Here is a 20299-nt window from a genome sequence, read left to right as displayed (position 1 = left end):
TGGAGCGGGGGCGATATTACGCTCTTCCCACGGCTGTTCTGTTTCTGTAACGTCGAGGGCATGACCGTCACCCATGAAGTCGTGAACCAGGCCCCGCCGCTGACCGGGTTCAGCACGGCGGACGAGCCGGCCCTGCTGGAGGCGCTGCGCCGGGACGGCGCCGAGTGGGGCGTGCCGGAGGTGGCCGAGCTCGGCGCGCTGGCCGGTTCGGCGGCGGTGCAGGACCAGGCCCGCTGGGCGGAGCAGCAGCCGCCCCGGTTGCACACCCACGACCGGTTCGGGCACCGCGTCGACGAGGTGGAGTTCCATCCGGCCTGGCATCAGCTGATGACCGTCGCAGTGGAGCACGGGCTGCACGCGGCGCCGTGGACCGACGACCGCGCCGGGGCGCATCTGGTGCGGGCCGCGAAGTTCTACGTCTGGTCGCAGGCCGAGCCGGGCCACGGCTGCCCGGTCTCGATGACCTACGCCGCCGTCCCCGCGCTGCGCGCCGCCCCGGACCTGGCCGCGCGGTACGAGCCGCTGCTGGCGTCCCGTACCTACGACTTCGGGCTGCGGGCGCCGCTGACCAAGTCGGGTCTGATCGCGGGCATGTCGATGACGGAGAAGCAGGGCGGCTCCGACGTACGGGCCAACACCACGCGTGCGGTGCCGGCCGGCGACGGCACGTACCGCATCACCGGCCACAAGTGGTTCACCTCCGCCCCGATGAGCGATGTGTTCCTGGCGCTGGCGCAGACCGAGGAGGGGCTGAGCTGCTTTCTGCTGCCGCGGGTGCTGCCGGACGGCACGCTCAACGGGATGCGGCTGATGCGTCTGAAGGACAAGCTGGGCAATCGCTCCAACGCGTCCTGTGAGATCGAGTACGACGAGGCGGTGGCCTGGCCGGTCGGTGAGCCGGGTCGCGGGGTGCGCACCATCGTCGAGATGGTGAACATGACCCGGTTGGACTGTGTGCTGGGGTCGGCGGCCGGGATGCGGGCGGGGCTGCGGCAGGCGCTGCACCACACCGCCCATCGGCGGGCGTTCGGGCGGGAGTTGGACCGGCAGCCGCTGATGCGCTCGGTGCTGGCGGATCTGGCGGTGGAGTCGGAGGCGGCGACGCTGCTGGGCCTGCGGCTGGCCGCGGCGGTGGACCGGTCGCAGGCCGGGGACGCCGGCGAGTCGGCGCTGCGGCGGCTGGCGCTGGCGGCCGGCAAGTACTGGGTGTGCAAGCGGGGCAGCGGCCATGCGGCGGAGGCGCTGGAGTGCCTGGGCGGCAACGGCTATGTCGAGGACTCGGGCATGCCGCGGCTGTACCGGGAGGCGCCCCTGCTGTCGATCTGGGAGGGCTCGGGCAATGTCGCGGCGCTCGACGTGCTGCGGGCACTGGGCAAGGAGCCGGCCGCGCTCGATGCGTTCTTCGCCGAGGTGGAGACGGCCGCGGGCGCCGACCGGCGGCTGGACGCGGCGGTGGCCGGGGTGCGCAAGATGCTCGGCGGCCTGGCCTCTCCGGAGCGTGCGCAGCTGATGGCGCGGTCGCTGGCGGAGCGGATGGCGCTGGTGCTGCAGGCCTCGCTGCTGGTGCGGCACAGCCACCCGGCGCTCGCCGACGCGTTCTGCGCCTCCCGGCTCGACGGGGAGTGGGGCAACGCCTACGGCACCCTGCCGGCCGGGGTCGATCTGACGGCGATCCTGGAACGCGTCCGGCCGTCGGCGCCGGGCGCATCCGGGGGCGCGGCCTGATGTCGGTACGGATCGAGCGGGCCGGGCCGGTGACGACGGTGGTGCTGTCCAGGCCCGCGTCCCGCAACGCCGTGGACGGCCCGACGGCACGCCAACTGGCCGATGCCTTCCGGGAGTTCGACGACGACGACGCGGCGCGGGTGGCCGTGCTGTGGGGCGAGGGCGGGACGTTCTGCTCCGGCGCCGGCCTCAAGGCGATGGGCACCGAGCGCGGCAACCGCGTCGCCCCGGACGGCGACGGGCCGATGGGACCGACCCGGATGCGGCTGGGCAAGCCGGTGATCGCGGCGGTGGCCGGTCATGCGGTGGCCGGCGGGCTGGAGCTGGCGCTGTGGTGCGATCTGCGGGTGGCGGAGCAGGACGCGGTCCTCGGGGTGTTCTGCCGGCGGTGGGGGGTGCCGCTGATCGACGGCGGTACGGTGCGGCTGCCGCGGCTGATCGGTGCGAGCCGGGCGATGGACCTGGTTCTGACGGGGCGCCCGGTCCCGGCGGCGGAGGCGCTGGACATCGGGCTGGTCCACCGGGTGGTGCCGACCGGGACGGCGCGCGCCGAGGCGGAGCTGCTGGCGGCGGAGATCGCCCGTTTCCCGCAGGCGTGTCTGCGCAGCGACCGGGCCGCCCTGCTGGACCAGGAGGGCCGGGACGAGGCGGCCGCGCTGGCCGCGGAACTCCGGTACGGGCAGACGGTGCTGACCGAGGCGATGACGGGCGCGGCGCGCTTCGCGGCGGGCGCGGGGCGGCACGGGGAGCCGGACCGGCAATAGGGCCGGCCCGACGGGTCGGGGTCGGACAGGCCCTGGCACCGAAGCGGTCACCGTGTCCCCGGAGTGACACCATGCGCCCCATGAGCGATGTGAACTACCCCGAGGCGGGCGGCACCCGGCGCACCCCGCTGCCGCCCGGCTACCACCACCTCCACGAGGAGCTGCCGATCGGCCGCGGCCTCGAGGTGCTGACCGCGGCGGGCGAGGCGATCACCACCTTCCGGCTGCACCGCGCGGCGGGCACCGGCATCCGCGCCGACGCCCCGCGGGCCGCGCCGGGGGTCGCCGTCGAGGTCTCGTTGGGCATCGGCCCGCTGCGGCTGCGGGCCCCGTGCCGGGTGGTGTGGACGGTGGCCGACGAGGGCCGCGTCGGCTTCGCCTACGGCACACGCGACGGGCACCCCGAGTGCGGCGAGGAGGCGTTCGTGGTCGAGCTGCGGGCGGACGGCTCGGTGTGGTTCACCGTGACCGCCTTCAGCCGCCCGGCCCGCGCCGTCACCCGTCTCGCGGGCCCCCTGGTCCCCGTCTTCCAGCGGCTGTACATCCGCCGTCTCGGCCGCACTCTGCGCCGGCTGGCGAACCGCTGAGCCACGCCCCGACGGCGGGCCGGCACCCCCTCGGCCCGGCGCTTTTCTCACGCCCTGACGCCGCGCGGAGACGCGTAGTTACCGACGCGTAGCAATGTCGCCGCTGATCGCCATACGTCCACTTGCGCTTCATCTTTTCGTCACCACCTCCCCTGGCGACCGTGAGAGAAATCCAGCCATGTGTGACGATGAACTGATCCCGCCGCAGGCGGACATGACCGAGCGGGAGTGGCTGCGGGCCGGCTCGGACGCAGCGGCCGGGGCGCCCCCGATGCCCACGACGGGGCGCGTTCCGCAGTGGGTGAACCGGCGGACGCTGCTGGGTGGCGCGATGGCCGGTGCGGCGCTGGCGGTGCTGCCCTCGCAGGCGCAGTCCCCCGCCTCGGCCGCGACCCGCCCGGGCACCCCGGGGGCCTTTCCGTTCCCCGAGCACCCCAACGGCAAGGGCGAATTCGCCATCCTGGTCACCGGTGACGCCGGCACGGGCGACGAGGCGCAGTACGCGGTGGCGGCCGCGGCGCGGGATGTCTGCCGGACCGAGCGGGTGGGTCTCGCGGTCGGCCTCGGCGACAACATCTACGAGAACGGCCCGGAGTCCGCCGACGACTCCGAGTTCCAGGACAAGTTCGAAAAGCCCAACAGCGGCATCGACGTGCCCTGGCTGATGGTGCTGGGCAACCACGACTGCTCGGGGCTGATACCCGGCAGCGGCGGCGACCCCTCGCGCGGTGACCGCGAGGTCGCGTACGCCAAGACCTCCAAGCGCTGGTACATGCCCAGCCGTTACTACAGCGTCCCGCTGCCGGCGGCCGACCCCTTGGTGGAGTTCTTCGCCATCGACACGATCCCGTGGTCGTCCTATGTCGCCCAGCTCGACCCGTACTACCGCTGGGACGGGCCGTACATGCGCGAGCAGCAGCGTTGGCTGGACGGTGCGCTGAAGGCGTCGCGGGCCCGTTGGAAGGTCGTCATCGGCCACCACCCGTACCTCAACAACGGCAAGCACGGCAGCGCCGGTTCCTACGACGGGTTCGAGATCGGGAACTACACCAGCGGCGTCCATCTCAAGGACATGTACGAGAAGGTGGTGTGCGGGCGGGCCGATCTGATCCTCTCCGGTCACGATCACACGCTGCAGATCCTGGAGCCCACGGCGCGGACCGGCGGCACCCGACAGGTCGTCTGCGGGGCATCGGCCAAGACGGAGGACGGCACGGCGCACTTCGGGCACCCGGCCGCCTGGCAGAACTTCTCCGACAACGGGTTCATGGTGCTGAAGGTGTCCGGCGCCCGGCTGACCATCGACGCGTACACCGTCGACGTGGCGACGCGGACGGCGACGCTGCGGCACCGGACGCGGCAGACCGCGCCGGTCGCGGCGGCGCGGGCGCACGCCTGACGAGGTGGGCCGTCCTGGTGCGCGCTCGCCCAGGACGGCCCGCCCCGCTCGCCTCACTGCGGATAGCCCACCAGGTTGGCGACGTTGTGCTGGGCGTCCGAGGGGCCACCCGCCCCGTTGACGACGTGGTGGATCGTGCCGGTGCCGCCGAGCGAGACCGTCACCATGTCGTGGAGGCGGACGCCGGGGGTGTCAGGCACCTCGAAGGCGTGCTCGGCGGCGACGTCGCGGTTGACGTTGAAGAAGCAGTAGCTGCCGAGACCCCACGCCTGGTGGCTCTTCACCCCGTCACCGACCTTGTAGGCGGCGTAGCCCTGGGTGCCGCCGTTCATCCAGGAGCCCTGGTCCGGCGGGTCGTAGGGCATCTCGTTCTGGTAGAAGTACGTCCGGCCGCGCTCGCCGTTCCAGACCGTCTGGTGCTGCTGGTAGTGCTCGACGAACAGGCCGTACATGGTGACGTCGTCGCCGTTGACGGTCAGGCCGTTGGCGGCGGTGTTGGTGTTCCAGCCGACGCCCTCGCCGTGGTCGGCGCGCCAGATCCACAGATGGTCGCCGATGACGTGGGAGCTGTTGACGACCAGGCTTCTGGCGGCCTTGCCGGGGCCGGCGCCGCCGACGCGGAAGAACACGTCGTGCAGCGAGGTCGGGTCCTCGGCGTGGCTCGCCGAGGAGTTCTGCGGGCCGACCTCCATCAGGGCCGGCGAGCTGGTGGTGCCCGCGTCGATCAGCAGTCCGGCGATCCGGACGCCGTCGACGTCGGCTACGGACACCGCCGTGACGCCGTGGTCGGGGATCAGGGTGGCCAGGCCCAGGCCGAGCACCACGGTGTCCGGCCTGGTGATCCGCAGGGTCCGGTCGAGGTGGTAGACACCGGGCGTGACCAGCAGGTGCTTGCCGGCGTCCAGGGCCGTGTCGATCTGCTCCGCGCTCGCCCCCGGCTTGACGACGAAGAAGTCGCCCAGCGGCAGTGAGCCGCCCCGCGGGTCGCCCGAGGACCAGCTGGTGCCCTGGGAGTCCTTGCGCAGGGCCGGTACGAACACCCGGTAGTCGCCGGCGTCGTCGACGTACAGGAAGGGCTTCTCGCGGGAGACGGGGGTGGTGTCGACGCGGGTGTAGGGCGGGGCGGGGAAGTCTCCGGCCGGGGCGTTCTTCGCGCCGACGAAGACCATGTTCCAGTTGGCGCCGCTCCAGCCGCCCCATTCGGTGTTGCGCGACAGCCACTGCTGCTGGGAGCCGGAGCGGACCTGACCGTCGACCTTGGTGTCGGCCAGCAGCCCGCCGCTGGACCAGCCGCCGTCGTCGAGCTGCAGATCGCCCTTGAGGTGCATCCGGCGGTACGGCGCCGCCTGCGAGACCGCCCAGCGGTCGGCGCCACCGGACGGGTTGACGGCCAGGTTCTCCGCCGACCGCCAGAAGTTCTGGGTGGCGTTGCCGTCGAACCAGTCGGCCTCGGCGTGCACCGCGCCGTTGACGGTGGTGTCGTCCGGCGAGCGGCCGAGGCCGGCGATCTGGGTGTAGAAGCCGATGTTGGCGTCGATGTCGTACGAGCCCGGCTTGAACAGCAGCGCATGCCGCGCCGTGCCGAACTGGTTCTTCTCCTGCTCCTTGAAGACGTCGTCGACGGCGCTCTGGATCTGGCCCTTGGGCGTCGAGGGGTCGAAGATCTGCACGTTCGGGCCGAGGTCGGGATCGGCCGCGGCGGCGTCGGCCCGTGGGAGCGAGAGGGTGGCGGCGCAGGCCGCGAGGGCGACGGCGAGGAGGGTGGCGCGGCGTGGCAGCCGCGCTCTGCGGTGCCCGCGGGTGCTGGCGGGTGTCATCTGTGGGGGTCTCCTACCAGGTGAAGGTGGCCGGGGCGCCGGCCGGGAGGTGGCAACCGAGGCGTTGCCCGGCCCCGTTGGGGTCGGGGGCGGTGGCAGTGGTGTCGCAGCCCGCTGTGCGGTCCGCCCTCCTGTGACGAGGGCAGGCGGGCGCGTACGCCTCAGCTCCGCCCTGCGGACCGGTGTGGACACGGTCCCGCTGCTGTTTGTGGCCGGTGTGGACACGGCCGACGGCTCGGCATCATGTTTCGGGACTTGAACATGCCACGTCAAGACTCCTGCACGGGTGAGGTGTTGGCGCGACCGGATTCCACCGTGTGCGTTCACTGCCTGAACGCATGCGGTGCCCGGGTGGCGTACCGCGACATGCGGCGTCCCCGACCCGCGCCTAAGGTGTTCGCATGGCCGCGTTCCGGTGGGTATCGGCCCCGGTCAACGACGACCCGCGGCCGAGGGCACGGGAGGCGTCCGCCGCGTCGCCGCCGGCCCGCGCCCGGACGCGCCGCCGCCTTCAAGGTGTGGGCCCGCCGTGCCCGAGCTCCAGGACTCCGCGGCGCGGCACCCCATGACCGGCCCGGCCCCCGCGGGACCGTCCCCCGATCCGTCCGACCAGGGCCATGACCCCCGCTCCGGCCGGGACCGGCCCCGGGCCCAGGAGGACGTGCCCGGGGTCTCCCACCATGAGCCCATCGGGCTGCGCGAACGGCTCTCGCTCAACCGGACGGGCACCTTCGACTGGGACCTGGACCGCGGGCGCATGGCCTTGGACCCCGGCGCCCTGGAGGTCTTCGACCTGCGCCCCGACGAGTACGACGGCGCGCCGATGTCCCTGATCTCACGGGTACCGCCGGAGGAGGGCCTGCGGCTGGACGAGGCGCTCTCCCAGGCCCTGCAGGACGGCCGGCCGTCGTACGGCGCGTACTTCCGCGTCCACTGCCGCGACGGAAGCCGCCGCTGGACGCACTCCCAGGGGCGGATCCTGCACGACGCGGACGGGATGCCGTACCGGGTCGTCGGCATCGTCCGGGAGGCGACCGGCGAACTGGCGGACTCCGCGCTGCTGCGCTCGCTCCAGCAGGACCGGCAGCGGCAGACCGTGATGGTGCAGCAGACCACCGCCGCGCTGGCCCGTGCGCTGTCCGTCCAGGACGTCACACGGGTGCTCGGCGGTACCGGCGGAGCGCGGCGTTTCGGCGCCGACGGGCTGGTCCTCGGGCTCGTCGACAACGACCGGTTCAAGGTCATCGCCACCGCCGGGCTGGCGGGCGAGGTGCCCGAGGAGATGGTGACCTCGCGGCTGGACGACACCCTCCCGCTGGCCGACGCGGCGTGCTCGCGGCGGCCCGCCTTCCTCAGCACCCGTGGCGAGCTGATCGCCCGCTACCCGCGGCTGCGCCCGTACACCGGCCTGCTGCCGACCGGCAGCGCGGCGTTCCTGCCCCTGGTCGCACAGGACACCGTGATCGGGGCACTGGGGCTGTTCAACGCCGAGCCGGCCGTGCAGTCGCCGGAGGCCAGGAACCTGGCGCTGGCGCTGGCCGGGGTGGTGGCGCAGTCGGTGCAGCGGGCGACGCTCTTCGACCAGGAGCGCGAGTTCGCCACCGGGCTGCAGGAGACGATGCTGCCGCGCCGGCTGCCGGCCATCGCGGGTGGCGCGGTCACCGTGCGCTACCACCCCGCGAGCGTCGGCCGGGACGTGGGCGGCGACTGGTACGACGTGATCGCGCTGCCCCAGGGGAGGACCGGCCTGGTGGTCGGTGATGTGCAGGGCCATGACACCCATGCGGCCGCCGTCATGGGCCAGCTGCGGATCGCCCTGCGGGCGTACGCCGGCGAGGGGCACACGCCGGAGACCGTGCTGGTGCGGGCCTCCCGCTTCCTGGCCGAGCTGGACACCGAGCGCTTCGCGACCTGTACCTACGTCCAGGCCGACCTGCAGTCCGGGGCGCTGCACGTGGCGCGGGCCGGCCATCTCGGACCGCTGATCAGCAACAGCTCCCGGCACATCGACTGGCCCGAGGTCTGCGGCGGGCTGCCGCTGGGCCTGGCCACCGCCTTCGGGCACGACCACTTCCCCGAGACCCAGCTGTTCCTGGAGCCGGGTTCGACGCTGCTGCTGTGCACCGACGGCCTGGTCGAACAGCCCGGCCAGGACATCTGCGCGGGCATCGACGCGCTCTCCGCGGCGGTCCGCGACGGCCCCGCGGACCTGGAGGCGCTCGCCGACCGGCTCTCGGACCGCCTGTGGGCCGACCCCGGCTCCGAGGACGACATGGCCCTCCTGCTGCTGCACCGGCTGCCCGGCCCCGGCGGCGCCGACGCCACCCCGCGGCTACGGCTGCATGTGCACCAGGCCGACCCGCAGGGCGCCGCGGAGGTCCGCTCGGCGCTGCGCCGCACGCTGGACCAGTGGCGGGCGGGCAGCGTCCTGCACAACGTCGAGGTCGCCGCCTCCGAGCTGATCGCCAACGCCCTGACCCACACCGAGAGCGGCGCCCTGGTCTCCGTGCAGCTGCTGCCCGGCGCCCCGCGCCGGATCCGGCTGGAGGTCGAGGACCGCTCCAGCCGCTGGCCGCGCCGCCGCAGCCCCGGCGAGACCGCGACCTCCGGCCGCGGGCTGATGCTGGTCGAGGCCCTGGCGGACCGCTGGGGCGCGGAGCCGCGCGGCGCGGGCAAGGCGCTGTGGTGCGAGTTCGTCGTGCCGGACGGGCAGTACGGGCCGGACGCGGCGCGGTAGCACCACCCCGTCCGACGGCACCCGCACCGCCCGGCCGCCGCTGGTCCTCCGGCCGGCTCAGTCCTCCGGCCCGTACCACAGCGTGGTCATGTTGCAGAACTCCCGAATGCCGTGCCCGGAGAGCTCCCGGCCGTAGCCGGAGCGCTTGGCCCCGCCGAAGGGCAGGCCCGGGTGGGAGGCGGTCATACCGTTGAAGAAGACACCACCGGCCTGCAAGTCCCTTGCCAGCCTCTCCTGTTCACCGGGGTCACGGGTCCAGGCATTGGAACTCAGGCCGAACGGTACGTCGTTGGCGAGCCGCACCGCCTCGTCCAGGTCGGCGACGCGGTAGAGCGTGGCGACCGGGCCGAACGCCTCCTCGCGATGGATGCGCATGCCAGGGGTGACACCGGCGACCACGGTCGGCTCGTAGAACCATCCGGCGCGGTGCTCGGGCGGCCGGCGGCCGCCGCACAGTGCCCTCGCGCCCTGGTGGACCGCGTCGTCGACGAGCTCCTCCAGGTCCGAGCGGCCCTGCTCACTGGAGAGCGGCCCGACCTCGGTGTGCTCGTCCATCGGGTCGCCGACGGTCAGCGCCGCCATCCGGTCGGTGAACCGCTCGGCGAAGGCGTCGTAGACGTCGTCGTGCACGATGAACCGCTTGGCCGCGATGCACGACTGCCCGTTGTTCTGCACCCGCGCGGTGACCCCGACGCGGACCGCCTTGTCGAGGTCGGCGGAGGGCAGTACGACGAACGGGTCGCTGCCGCCGAGTTCGAGGACGGTCTTCTTGACCTCGTCACCCGCGATCGAGGCGACCGAGCGGCCGGCGGGCTCGCTGCCGGTCAGCGTCGCCGCCGCGACCCGCGGGTCGCGCAGGACGTCCTCGACCGCGCCGGATCCGATCAGCAGGGTCTGGAAACAGCCCTCCGGGTAGCCGGCGCGCCGGAACAGCTCCTCGATGTAGAGCGCGGTCTGCGGGACGTTCGAGGCGTGCTTGAGCAGTCCGGTGTTGCCCGCCATCAGCGCCGGCGCGGCGAACCGTACGACCTGCCAGAGCGGGAAGTTCCAGGGCATCACCGCGAGGACGGTGCCCAGCGGGCGGTAGCGGACCACCGCGCGCACCGCGCCGGAATCGCGCACGTCGGCCGGGTCGGGGTCCTCGTCGGCCAGCAGCTGCTCGGCGTGGTGGGCGTACCACCGCATGGTCTTGGCGCACTTCGCGGCCTCCGCGCGGGCCTGTACCAGCGGTTTGCCCATCTCGGTGGTCATGGTGCGGGCGATGCCGTCCTGGTCGGCGTCGAGCAGATCGGCGGCCTTGAGCAGCAGCTCCGCCCGGCGCGCGAAGCTCGTGGTGCGGTGCTCCTGGAAGGCCTGTTCCGCCCTGACCAGGTGGTCTTCGATCTCGCCCGCGTTCAGCGCGTCAAAGGTCTTCAGGGTCTCGCCGGTGGCCGGGTTGACCGTGGCGATGGCCATGATCAGCACCTCCTAGGAGAGCGGTGAGGGGGACGGAGAGGGGTCCGGGACGGGATCCGGTCCGGGCGGACGGGGGATCGGCTCCGGCTCCGGCGGTATCGGTTCAGGTGGCGCAGGCGGGACCGGCGGGCCGGGAAGGGGTTCCGGGACGGGGCTCGGGGACGGACCTCCCGGGTCCGGGGGCGTCGGCTGCGGTTCGCGGTCGAGCGTGCGCTCACCGCGAGACAGTGGGTGAGGATGCGGTTGCCGCTGCACGGCGGGCCTCCAAACGACGGCTGGTGGCACATGTGCACATGTGCCCCCGTACCCGAGTTTGGCTTGTGTATGGCGTCGTCGCGATCCCGCTGCGCTTGGGGCTGCTTCCCACGTTGTCGGCTGCGCCTTGCTGCTTCCCACGTTGTCGGCTTTCCCGCCGTGGGGGTTTCGCTTTTTTCGCCTGCGGCGGGCTGGTGCCGCTGCGCGGGGCGTTTACGGCAGCGGGTGCGCCCCTCCGGACTCCGTCCTGCGGTCCACCCCCTCCCGTGAGTGGGGGGAAGGAGACCGGTGGGCCTGAACGTCAGCGTTCGTGTACCGGTAGTCGACGGACGGGGCCCGCCCCCACCGGCCTGTTCACCATCCACCCACGGGAGGGGACAGACCGTAGGACGAAGTCCGTAGGGCTGTCACCGCACCCGACAACCCACGCCCGCCGCAGGCGCAACGGCGAGACGGCACGCACGGGGCCGCACCCGACAAACAACCGCCCGCCGCAGGCGACACGGCGCGAAAGCCAGACAAGTCGGCGGCAGCAAAGCGCAGCGGAGGGGCCGCAGGCGACACGGCGAAAAACCACCACGGCGGGACAGCCGAACGATCACAGAAAGTGACATGCCGCCCTATGCCCGGCCGAACCCGGTTCGGCCGGAGGTGGCTCTGTGGTCGCGCAGACGGCCCTCGCCAGGGGGCAGCGCGTACGGAAGCGGCAGCCGGAGGGCGGGGCGGCGGCCGAAGGTGTCTCGCCGGCGAGCGGGGCCTCGCCGGCGCGTAGCAGGCCTTGCGTGTACGGATGCAGCGGATGGGTGAAGACCCGCTCCGCGGGGCCGGTCTCGACGAGTTTGCCGAGGTACATCACGCCGACCGAGTCCGCGAGGTGCCGCACCACCGCCAGGTCGTGCGAGATGAAGAGGTAGCTCAGCCCCTTCTCGCGCTGCAGCTCCCGCATGAGCTGGAGGATCTGCGCCTGGACGGAGACGTCGAGCGCGGAGACCGGCTCGTCGGCGACCACCAGCGAGGGGGCCAGGGCGAGGGCACGGGCCAGGCCCAGGCGCTGGCGCTGGCCGCCGGAGAACTCGTGCGGGTAGCGGTCCACCGCGCCGCGGGGCAGCCCGACGTCGTCCAGCAGCCCGGCGATCCGCCGCCGCTGCTCCGCCCGGTCGCCGATGCGCTGGATGACCAGCGGTTCGCGCAGCACGGCGCCCACCCGCATCCGGGGGTCCATGGAGGTGGCGGAGTCCTGGAACATCAGCTGGACGTCGCGCCGGTGGGCGCGCAGTTCCCGTTTGGTGAGGCCGGCGAGGTCGCGGCCGGCGAAGTGGACGGCGCCGCCGCTGGGCGCCTCCAAGCCGACGGCCATCCGGCCCAGGGTGGACTTTCCGCAGCCGGACTCCCCCACGATGCCGAAGGTCTCGCCGCGCCGGACGGTGAGCGAGACGCCGGCCACCGCGCTGACCTCGGCGGCCTGCCGGGTGCCCGGCCTTCGGCGGGCGAAGGGGCCGCCGTGCAGCCGGTAGCTCTTGCTGACGTCGGCGAGCCGCAGCAGGAGTTCCTCCGTACGCACCGGGGGTGCGGCCGGCGCGCGGAGGGTGGCCGTGGCCGGAGGGCGGGAGGGGGCCGCGGAGGCCGGGCCGGTGCCGGGGGCCGGTGCGGCGGGGTGGAAGCAGGCGAAGGCGTGGGCGGTGGCGGCGGGCGCGGTGGCGTGCAGGTCGTCGGTGAGTTCCGGCTCGGCGGCGCGGCACAGGTCGGTGGCGTCACCGCAGCGCGGGGCGAAGCGGCAGCCGGTGGGGCGGGTGAGCAGGGACGGCGGCAGGCCGGGGATGCCGGCCGGCGGCCGGGCGGTGGCGAGGGCGCGTTCGGGGAGCGCGGCGAGGAGGGCCTGGGTGTAGCGGTGCCGTGGGGTGGCGAACAGCGGCCGCACCGGGGCGCGTTCGACGATCCGGCCGCCGTACATCACCGCGACCCGGTCGACCCGGCGTGCGACCACTCCCAGGTCGTGGGTGACCAGGATCATCGCCATGCCGAGGCGGGCGCGCAGTTCGTCGACGAGTTCGAGGATCTGGTGCTGGGTGGCGACGTCGAGGGCGGTGGTCGGCTCGTCGGCGATCAGCAGCCGGGGTTCGCAGACCAGCGCCATGGCGATCGCGACGCGCTGCCGCATCCCACCGCTGAGCTGGTGCGGATAGCTCCTCAGCCGCTCGGCGGGGCGCGGCATCCCGACCAGCCGCAGGGTCTCCTCCGCCTTCGCCCGGGCCTCGGCCCGACTCAGCTTCCGGTGCAGCAGCAGGGGTTCGGCTACCTGGGCGCCGATGGTCAGGGTGGGGTTGAGCGAGGTCATCGGGTCCTGGAAGACCATGCCGACGGTGTTGCCGCGGACGTTGCGCAGGACGGGCTCGGGGGCGGCCGCGAGATCGGTGCCGTCACACAGGATCCGGCCGCCGGTGACCCGGCCTCCGGGCGGCAGCAGGCCGAGGACGGCCAGCGCGGTCATGGTCTTGCCACAGCCGGATTCGCCGACGATGCCGAGCGATTCGCCGGGCGCGAGGTCGAGGTCGATGCCGTCGAGGGCGTGCACGGTGCGACCGCGGCCGGCGATCTCGACGCGCAGGTCCTCGATCCGCAGGAGCGGGTCGGTCATGGTGCGGGTCCTTCCTTCCGGCAGCGCGTCAGTTCTTCACAAGGCGTACGTCGAAGGCGTCGCGCAGACCGTCCCCGAGGAAGTTGAAGGCGGCGACGACCAGCACGATCGCCAGGCCTGGCGGGAAGATCAGCCACCAGTAGCCGACCTGGGTGTAGGTGATGCCGGCGGAGAGCAGCGAGCCCCAGTCGGCGGCGGGCGGCGGGATGGACAGGCCGAGGAAGGAGAGGTAGGCGACGTAGAGGATGGCGTCGGCCACCTGGAAGGTGGCGTTGACGATGACGGTGCCGACGGCGTTGGGGAGGATGTGCCGGCAGACGGCCCGCCCTCCGCCGCCGCCCATCAGCCGCATGGCGTGGACGTAGTCCCGGCTGCGCAGCGCCAGCGCCTCGCCGCGGATGAGGCGGGCCGGGGAGAGCCAGGCGACGGAGGCGATGATCAGGATGAGGACGGGCTTGCTGGGGGTGACGATCGCCGCGACCACGACGAGCAGGAAGAGCGCCGGAATGGCGAGCGCGGCGTCGGTGATCCGCATCATCGCGGCGTCCGCCCAGCCGCCGCAGTAGCCGGCGACCGCGCCGTAGACCGTGCCGAAGAGGGTGGCCAGCAGCCCTGCCGCCAGGCCGACTTCGAGGGAGGTGCGGCCGCCGTACATCAGCCGACCGAGCAGGTCGTAGCCCAGGTCGGTGGTGCCCAGCGGGTGTCCGGCGCCGGGGGCGCGGTTGGCCTGGGAGAGGTCGGTGTGGATCTGGTCGGTGGGGTGGATCAGCGGCCCGAGGAAGCAGAAGGCGAGCAGGGCGAGGAGGAGCAGGGCACCGGTGAGGGCGAGCTTGTTGCGGGCGAAGACGGCGAGCGTGCGGCGGGCGAGACCGGGGGTGGCCGCGTCCGGCCCGGTGTCGAGGGCGGTGGGCGTCACGGCACGCTCCTGATGCGCGGGTCGAGGACGGCGTAGGCGAGGTCGGTGAGCAGCGAGCCGAGGACGGTGGCGACGCCGACGACGAGGGTGACGCCGAGCAGCACGGGGAAGTCGGAGCTCTGGGCCGCGTTCCAGAACAGCAGCCCCATTCCCGGGTAGTTGAACATCGACTCGACGACGAGGGTGCCGCTGAAGAGGGTGGGGAGGTGGAGGCCGAGGAGGGTGGCCAGCGGGATGAGCGCGTTGCGCAGGACGTGCCGGGCCATGATGCGGGCGCCGGACTGGCCCTTGGCGCGCGCGGTGCGGACGTAGTCCTCGGCGAGGTTGTCGAGGACGGCCGAGCGCATATAGCGGCTGAAGGCGGCGATGATGCCCAGCGCGGTGGTCGCGACGGGGAGCACGAGGGCCGGTGCGTCGGCGAGGATGCCGCCGACGGTGTCGGCCTGCGGCGCCTCGGCGGGCAGCAGTCGCAGCTGCTGGCTGAAGACGAGGATGAGGACCAGGCCGAGGAAGAACACGGGGGTGGCGTAGGCGAGGAAGGCCGCGCCGGTCAGGACGTAGTCGGCGGCCCTGCCGCGCCGTACGGCCTGGAGGATGCCGAGGGGGACGGCGAGGATCGCGGCCAGGGCGAGGGACAGCCCCGCCAGCAGGGCGGTCTTGGGCAGGCGCTCGCTCAGCAGGGAGGCGACGCTCTGGTTGAGCTTGTAGGACTCGCCGAGGTCGCCGGTGAGCAGCCGGCCGAGGTAGATCACATACTGCTCGGGCAGCGAACGGTCGTACCCCTGCTGGTGGTTGAAGTGCGCGACGGCCTCCGGAGTGGCCTGCACGCCGAGGATGGCGCGGGCCGGGCCGCCGGGCAGCAGATGCAGCAGGACGAAGACGATGACGGAGACCAGCAGCAGCACGACGAGGGCCTGCCCGAGGCGCTTGACGAGGAAGCCGGTCATCCGGCGGCACCGCCCTTCTTCACGAAGTACCAGTTCTGCGGTGCGAGGGAGAGCGTCGGGTTCTGGTCGACGCCTCGTAGGTCGTTGCGGATGGCGGAGACCTGGTAGGCGGGGTTGGGGGCCCACAGGACCGGGAGCCGGCGGGCCACCGTGCGGCCGTAGTCGCGCATCGCCGCCCGGTCGGCGGAGTACTCGGTGGCCCGGATCAGCCGGTCGGTCTCCGCGTCGGACCAACTGCCCATGTTGGAGGGCGCGTTGCTGGCGAAGATCTTCTCTCCGCTGGGGTCGGGCGGGAAGTACCAGCTGCCCTGGGTGCCGAAGAAGCCGAGCTGCCACTGCGCGCAGAGCGGCTCGTCCGTCGTGCAGGGGACGGTGGTGCCCAGGACGGTGTTCAGCGGCTGCTGCCGGATGTCGAGGGCGACGCCCGCCTTGCCGAACTCGGACTTGATGGCCTGCATGGTGTTGGAGGTCTCGGTCGAGCCGGACTGGGAGAGCAGCGAGAGCCGCAGCTCCTGGCCGCGCTCGACGCCCGCGCCGCAGGTGTGCGCGCCCCGTCCGGGCCGTACGCAGCGCAGCGTGCCGTCCCTGGCGGCCCAGCCGTGGCCGGCCAGTAGCGCCTTCGCCCGCCGTGGGGCGTACGGATAGGGGTCGCGCTCCAGGAGGCCGGCGGGGACCGGGCCGAGGGTGGGCGCGGCGCTGCCGTGCCAGATCACCCGGGAGATCGACTTCTGGTCGATGAGGTGCTGGAGCGCCTGGCGCAGATAGGCCTGCCGCAGCAGCGGTCCGGCCGTGGGGTGGTGGAAGTTGAGGACGATATAGGTGACCGACCAGCCCTCCCACGGGTCGATGCGATAGCCCATCTTCTTGAATTGCGCCGACTGCGCCATGACGGACGGCGGAAGGTAGCCGTAGTCGACACCACCGGCGCGCAGCACGTTGAATTCGGAGTCCGCGGTGGTGAAGGGCTTGAGGATCACCCGGTCGAGATGTGGCCGGTCCGGCCCTCGGTAGTGGCCGTTGGGGACCAGGGAGACCTGCCCGGAGGTGGTCCATTTCTCGATCCGCCAGGGCCCGTTGACCGTCTTCCACAGCGGATCGGTGGCGAACCGGGAGAACTGTCTGGCGTGTCGCATCAGCCGGGCGAAGGCCCGCTTCGGGTCCTCGTGGCGGGGGTTCCAGGCGTGTTCGGGAAGGGCGACGAAGTCCTGGAGTTCATTGGCGGTGAACCACGCCGGGTTGTAGGCGCGATCCAGTCGGAGCCGGAAGGTGCGGTCGTCGACGAGCTCGAACGCCCTGACGTCGTCCGGCATGAGCCGTGGCGAATATCCGGCCCATTCCTGCTTGTTGTGCTTGATCAGATCGAACCAGAACTTCACATCGCGCGTGGTGACCGGTTTTCCGTCGGACCAGCGATAGCCCTTTTTCAGGGTGATGCTGACGGTTTTGTTCCCGTCGCTGTAGCGGGGCATCTCCGCGAGGCTGCGCGGTGAGTCCAGGGTCAGTGCGTCGCCCTTCGGTTCGGGCAGGAACAGCCGCAGGAAGAGCAGGTCCTGGATGGCGCTGTTGTAGGAGGCCAGATAGCCCGGGGCGCCGATGGGGAAGATCCAGTTGGGGGTGGAGGCGGGCGGCAGTGCCATGGTGACGGTGCCTCCCTCGACGGGTGTGCCCCCTGTGGCGCCCAGCTCGGTGACAACGTTGCCAGTCGGGCCGCAGCCGACGAGCGCGAAGGCGGCGAGCGGGACGGCGACCGCGATCCTCCCCAAGGGCCCGCGTTTTCGGGTGCTGCGCAGACCCATGCTGCCTCCGAGGTGGTCGACCGGTCGAAGAGTGCGAGCAAACTACGGACGGCCGGGAAAAGAAGTCAAGACCTTGGCGAAAGAGCGCCAACCGGGTTCTACTGTCAGCGAGTTGGACCGGCACCTTCCTTCGATGGCCGAAACAAGTCGCCCCTGCCGCTCTCCTCCCGCAGCCCCTCCCCCGTCCCGGCGAAAGGCGCCCGATGACCGCCTCCGACGAGCCGCCCGGCTCGGCCGCGCACGTCCTCGAACTCGTCGCGAACGGCTCCGCCAGCTCCCGCGCGGACCTCGTGCGCGAGCTGGGGCTCGCCGCGTCCACCGTCTCCACCCGCGTCCAGGAACTCGTCGAGGCCGGGCTGCTGACCGAGTCCGGCGAGGGCGTCTCGCGCGGCGGCCGCCGCCCTCGGCTGCTGCGGATCGCCGACCGGGGCGCGGTCGCCCTCGCCGCCGACCTGGGCAGCCGGCACATCCGCACCGGCGCGGTCGGCCTGACCGGCGACTGCTTCGACACCGACGACCACCCCTTCGATCCGACCGCCGGGCCCGAACCCGCCCTGGAAGCGCTCGCGGAGCGGCTGGAGCTGCTCGCCGAGCGACAGCGCGCGGCCGGCCGTACGGTCCGGGGCGTCGGGGTCGGCTTCCCGGGCCCGGTCGACGCGGACGGCGCGCGGATCATCGCGCCGTCCCGGATGCCCGGCTGGCATCTGTTCCCGCTGCGCGACCGGCTGGCGGACCGCCTCGGACTGCCGGTGCTGCTCGACAACGACGCCAACATGATGGCGCTCGGCGAACACCGCGCCGCCCACCCGGCACGGCGCCATCTGGTCGTGGTCAAGGCGGGCCGCGGCATCGGCTCCGGCGTCATCAGCGACGGCCGGCTGCACCGCGGAGCCCGGGGCTCGGCCGGCGACATCAGCCATGTCCGGGTGGACGAGGCCGCCCACCTGCCCTGCTCCTGCGGCAACATCGGCTGTCTGGAGACGGTGGCGAGCGGTGCCGCGATCGCCGCGGCGCTGCGCGGCAAGGGCCTCTCCGTCGACTCCGCGGGCGAGATCCTGCGGCTGGTCGAGAACGGCGAACCGCACGCCACCACCCTCGTACGGCAGGCCGGCCGCGACATCGGGGCGGTGCTCGCCGTCGTCGTGAACTTCTTCAACCCCGAGGCGGTGGTCCTCGGCGGCGCGCTGGCCGGCGCGCAGCCGCTGGTCGCGGCCGTACGCGGGACGCTCTACGAGCGCTGTCTGCCGATGGCGACCAGCGAACTCACCATCGACGCCGCCGCCTGCGGCCCCGACGCGGGACTGCTGGGCGCGGGCCAGGCCGTACTGCGCCGAGCGGCCGCACACTCCCCGACGTCACCCGCCGCCTCCTAGGAAGCCCGTCCGCACGCCCCTCCGACGGAAAGCGAGGCACCGTGCCCGCAGCGACCAGCCCCCGTCCCGGCCCGCGGCGCCGGCTGCGCATCGGCATCGGCGGTATGGCCATCGAGTCCAGCCAGTTCTGCCCGCACCGCTCGACATACGACGACTTCCGCGTCACCCGGGAGGACGCGCTGCTGGACCGCTACACCTGGACCCGTCCGGACGACGAACTGGCCGAGCTGGTCGAGTGGGTGCCGTTGGTGCACGCCGTCGCGGTGCCCGGCGGCCCGGTGGAGCGCGCCACGTACGACCGCATCAAGGGTGAACTGACCGACCGGATCAGGGCGTCGGGACCGCTCGACGGCCTGGTCTACGACATCCATGGAGCGATGAGCGTGGTCGGGCTCGACGACGCCGAGGCCGACCTCACCGACGCGGTGCGCGCCGCCACCGGTCCCGACACCCTCATCTCGGCCGCCATGGATCTGCACGGCAACGTCTCGCGCCGCTTCGCCGAGCGCCTCGATCTGCTGACCGCGCACCGTATGGCGCCGCACGAGGACGCCTGGGACACCCGGGAGCGGGCCGCCCGCAAGCTCGTCGGGCGGCTGGTCGCCGGGAAGGGGCGCCCGTACCGCGCCTGGGTGCAGATCCCCGTCCTCCTCCCCGGCGAGAAGACCAGCACCCGCCTCGAACCGGCCAGGTCGCTCTACGGGCGGCTGGCCTCGGTCGAGGCGCTCGACGGGGTCGTCGACGCGGCGATCTGGGTGGGGTACGCCTGGGCCGACGAGGAGCGCTGCCGGGCCGCGGTGGTGGTCACCGCGGACGATCCCCGGCTCGCCGCCACCCAGGCCGAGTCGCTGGCCCGCCAATACTGGTCCGTACGCCGCGACTTCACCTTCGTGGGGCCGACCGGCGATGCCGACAGCTGTATCGCCCGCGCCGTCGCCTCCCCCGCCCGCCCCTTCCTGATCAGCGACTCCGGCGACAACCCCACCGCGGGCGGCGCGGGCGACCTCGCCCATATGCTCGGCCGGCTCCTGGCGCACGAGGAACTGGCGAGCGGCCGGGTCACCGCCCTGCACCCCGGCATCACCGACCCGAGGGCCGTCGCCGTCTGCTTCGAGGCGGGGGTGGGCGCGGAGGTCACGCTCGACGTGGGCGGCCGGTTCAGCGCGGGCACCGGCCCGCACGCCGAACCGTACGAGCTGACCGGTACCGTCACCGCCCTCGACGACCCGCCCGGTCGGGGCTCCGGCGCGCCACGCGGCAATCCGGCGTACGACGGCGGCGGCCGGTCCGCGGCCGTCGCCCGCGGTGGTGTGACGGTGGTCCTGACCGAACGCCGCAAACCGTTCCACACCCGCGCCGACTTCGGCCCACTGGACCCGCTCGCCTACGACCTGCTGGTCGTCAAGATCGGCTACCTGGAACCCGAACTGCACGCCATGGCCGCCGACTGGCTGCTCGCCCTCACCCCCGGCGGCGTCGACCAGGACCTCCTCCGCCTCGGCCACCACAAGGTACGGCGCCCGCTCTACCCGTTCGACGACGCGGACTTCGAGGAGACGGAGCTGAGTGCGGTGGTGCTCTAAGGGCTTGCGGCCCACGTTTTCGGCTTTCCCGCCGTGGGGGTTTCTCGCCGTTGCTCCCCCACTGCCTTAAGGGCGTGGGAGGTACCCCCACGGCGGGCGTGTGTTTGTCGGCTGCGGTGACAGCCCTACGGACTCCGTCCTACGGTCAGTCCCCTCCCGTGGGTGGGTGGGAAAAGAGGCCGGTGGGGGCGGGCCTGCTCCGTCGGCTGTGCCGGCCTAAGGGCTGTCCCGTAACTGCTGGTCACGGGTGAGATGATCTTGGTGTGGCTGGTGTGATCACGGCGTCGGAGCCGTCCTGGATAGCCCCGTT

Annotated in this window: 13 protein-coding genes; 7 read left to right on the top strand and 6 right to left on the bottom strand. The window is 72.8% G+C overall.

The features are described 5' to 3' along the window. Positions 1-60: 60 nt before the first annotated feature. The 4 genes from ACZ5XZ_RS15110 (at position 61) to ACZ5XZ_RS15095 (ending at position 4475) form a co-directional block, all read left to right on the top strand. Positions 61-1725 carry an acyl-CoA dehydrogenase family protein gene (locus tag ACZ5XZ_RS15110; RefSeq protein WP_468977904.1) on the top strand — a complete coding sequence of 555 codons (1665 nt, stop codon included), beginning with the start codon at positions 61-63 and terminating at the stop codon, positions 1723-1725. Continuing rightward, positions 1725-2489 carry a crotonase/enoyl-CoA hydratase family protein gene (locus ACZ5XZ_RS15105; RefSeq protein WP_468977902.1) on the top strand — a complete coding sequence of 255 codons (765 nt, stop codon included), beginning with the start codon at positions 1725-1727 and terminating at the stop codon, positions 2487-2489. The genes ACZ5XZ_RS15110 and ACZ5XZ_RS15105 overlap by 1 nt, the downstream gene beginning before the upstream one ends. 80 nt (positions 2490-2569) lie before the next feature. Beyond that, the gene (locus tag ACZ5XZ_RS15100) at positions 2570-3076 is read left to right on the top strand and encodes a DUF1990 family protein (RefSeq protein ID WP_468977900.1); all 507 of its coding nucleotides are present in this window, start codon (positions 2570-2572) and stop codon (positions 3074-3076) included. Between the two features lie 178 nt (positions 3077-3254). After that, a complete protein-coding gene (locus tag ACZ5XZ_RS15095) occupies positions 3255-4475 on the top strand; it encodes a metallophosphoesterase (protein WP_468977899.1) in 1221 nt (406 codons plus the stop codon). 53 nt (positions 4476-4528) lie between these two features. Here ACZ5XZ_RS15095 and ACZ5XZ_RS15090 read toward each other — a convergent pair whose 3' ends face one another. Continuing rightward, positions 4529-6292: a coagulation factor 5/8 type domain-containing protein gene (locus ACZ5XZ_RS15090; RefSeq protein WP_468977897.1), complete on the bottom strand. Its 1764-nt coding sequence runs from the start codon at positions 6290-6292 to the stop codon at positions 4529-4531. 565 nt (positions 6293-6857) lie between these two features. Between ACZ5XZ_RS15090 and ACZ5XZ_RS15085 the strand changes: the two genes are divergently transcribed. Continuing rightward, positions 6858-9029, top strand: coding sequence for a SpoIIE family protein phosphatase (locus ACZ5XZ_RS15085; RefSeq protein ID WP_468978221.1), 2172 nt, complete (start codon positions 6858-6860; stop codon positions 9027-9029). Positions 9030-9086: 57 nt separating this feature from the next. Here the strand turns inward: ACZ5XZ_RS15085 and ACZ5XZ_RS15080 are convergent, their stop codons facing one another. The 5 genes from ACZ5XZ_RS15080 to ACZ5XZ_RS15060 all read right to left on the bottom strand — a co-directional run bounded on the left by ACZ5XZ_RS15080 (position 9087) and on the right by ACZ5XZ_RS15060 (position 17033). Beyond that, positions 9087-10484 carry an NADP-dependent succinic semialdehyde dehydrogenase gene (locus ACZ5XZ_RS15080; protein WP_468977894.1) on the bottom strand — a complete coding sequence of 466 codons (1398 nt, stop codon included), beginning with the start codon at positions 10482-10484 and terminating at the stop codon, positions 9087-9089. A gap of 853 nt (positions 10485-11337) precedes the next feature. Further along, positions 11338-13374, bottom strand: a complete 2037-nt coding sequence (locus ACZ5XZ_RS15075) for a dipeptide ABC transporter ATP-binding protein (RefSeq protein WP_468977892.1) — start codon at positions 13372-13374, stop codon at positions 11338-11340. 28 nt (positions 13375-13402) lie between these two features. Further along, the gene (locus ACZ5XZ_RS15070; protein WP_468977889.1) at positions 13403-14290 is read right to left on the bottom strand and encodes an ABC transporter permease; all 888 of its coding nucleotides are present in this window, start codon (positions 14288-14290) and stop codon (positions 13403-13405) included. Then, complete coding sequence (locus tag ACZ5XZ_RS15065) at positions 14287-15237, bottom strand: ABC transporter permease (RefSeq protein ID WP_468977887.1); 951 nt, start codon at positions 15235-15237, stop codon at positions 14287-14289. Before ACZ5XZ_RS15065 ends, ACZ5XZ_RS15070 begins: the two co-directional genes overlap by 4 nt. Continuing rightward, entirely contained in the window at positions 15234-17033 is a 1800-nt protein-coding gene (locus ACZ5XZ_RS15060) for a peptide ABC transporter substrate-binding protein (protein ID WP_468977886.1), read from the bottom strand. The genes ACZ5XZ_RS15065 and ACZ5XZ_RS15060 overlap by 4 nt, the downstream gene beginning before the upstream one ends. A gap of 203 nt (positions 17034-17236) precedes the next feature. On the opposite strand from ACZ5XZ_RS15060, the gene ACZ5XZ_RS15055 reads away from it, so the two are divergent. Beyond that, the gene (locus ACZ5XZ_RS15055) at positions 17237-18406 is read left to right on the top strand and encodes an ROK family protein (RefSeq protein WP_468977883.1); all 1170 of its coding nucleotides are present in this window, start codon (positions 17237-17239) and stop codon (positions 18404-18406) included. A 41-nt stretch (positions 18407-18447) separates the two neighbouring features. Next, entirely contained in the window at positions 18448-19989 is a 1542-nt protein-coding gene (locus ACZ5XZ_RS15050) for a M81 family metallopeptidase (RefSeq protein WP_468977881.1), read from the top strand. Positions 19990-20299: the final 310 nt, after the last annotated feature.

The sequence above is a fragment of the Streptomyces sp. NPDC033270 genome, from assembly GCF_055576575.1.
Note: the sequence above shows the minus strand (reverse complement) of the source record. Positions and strands in the feature narration are given on the sequence as shown.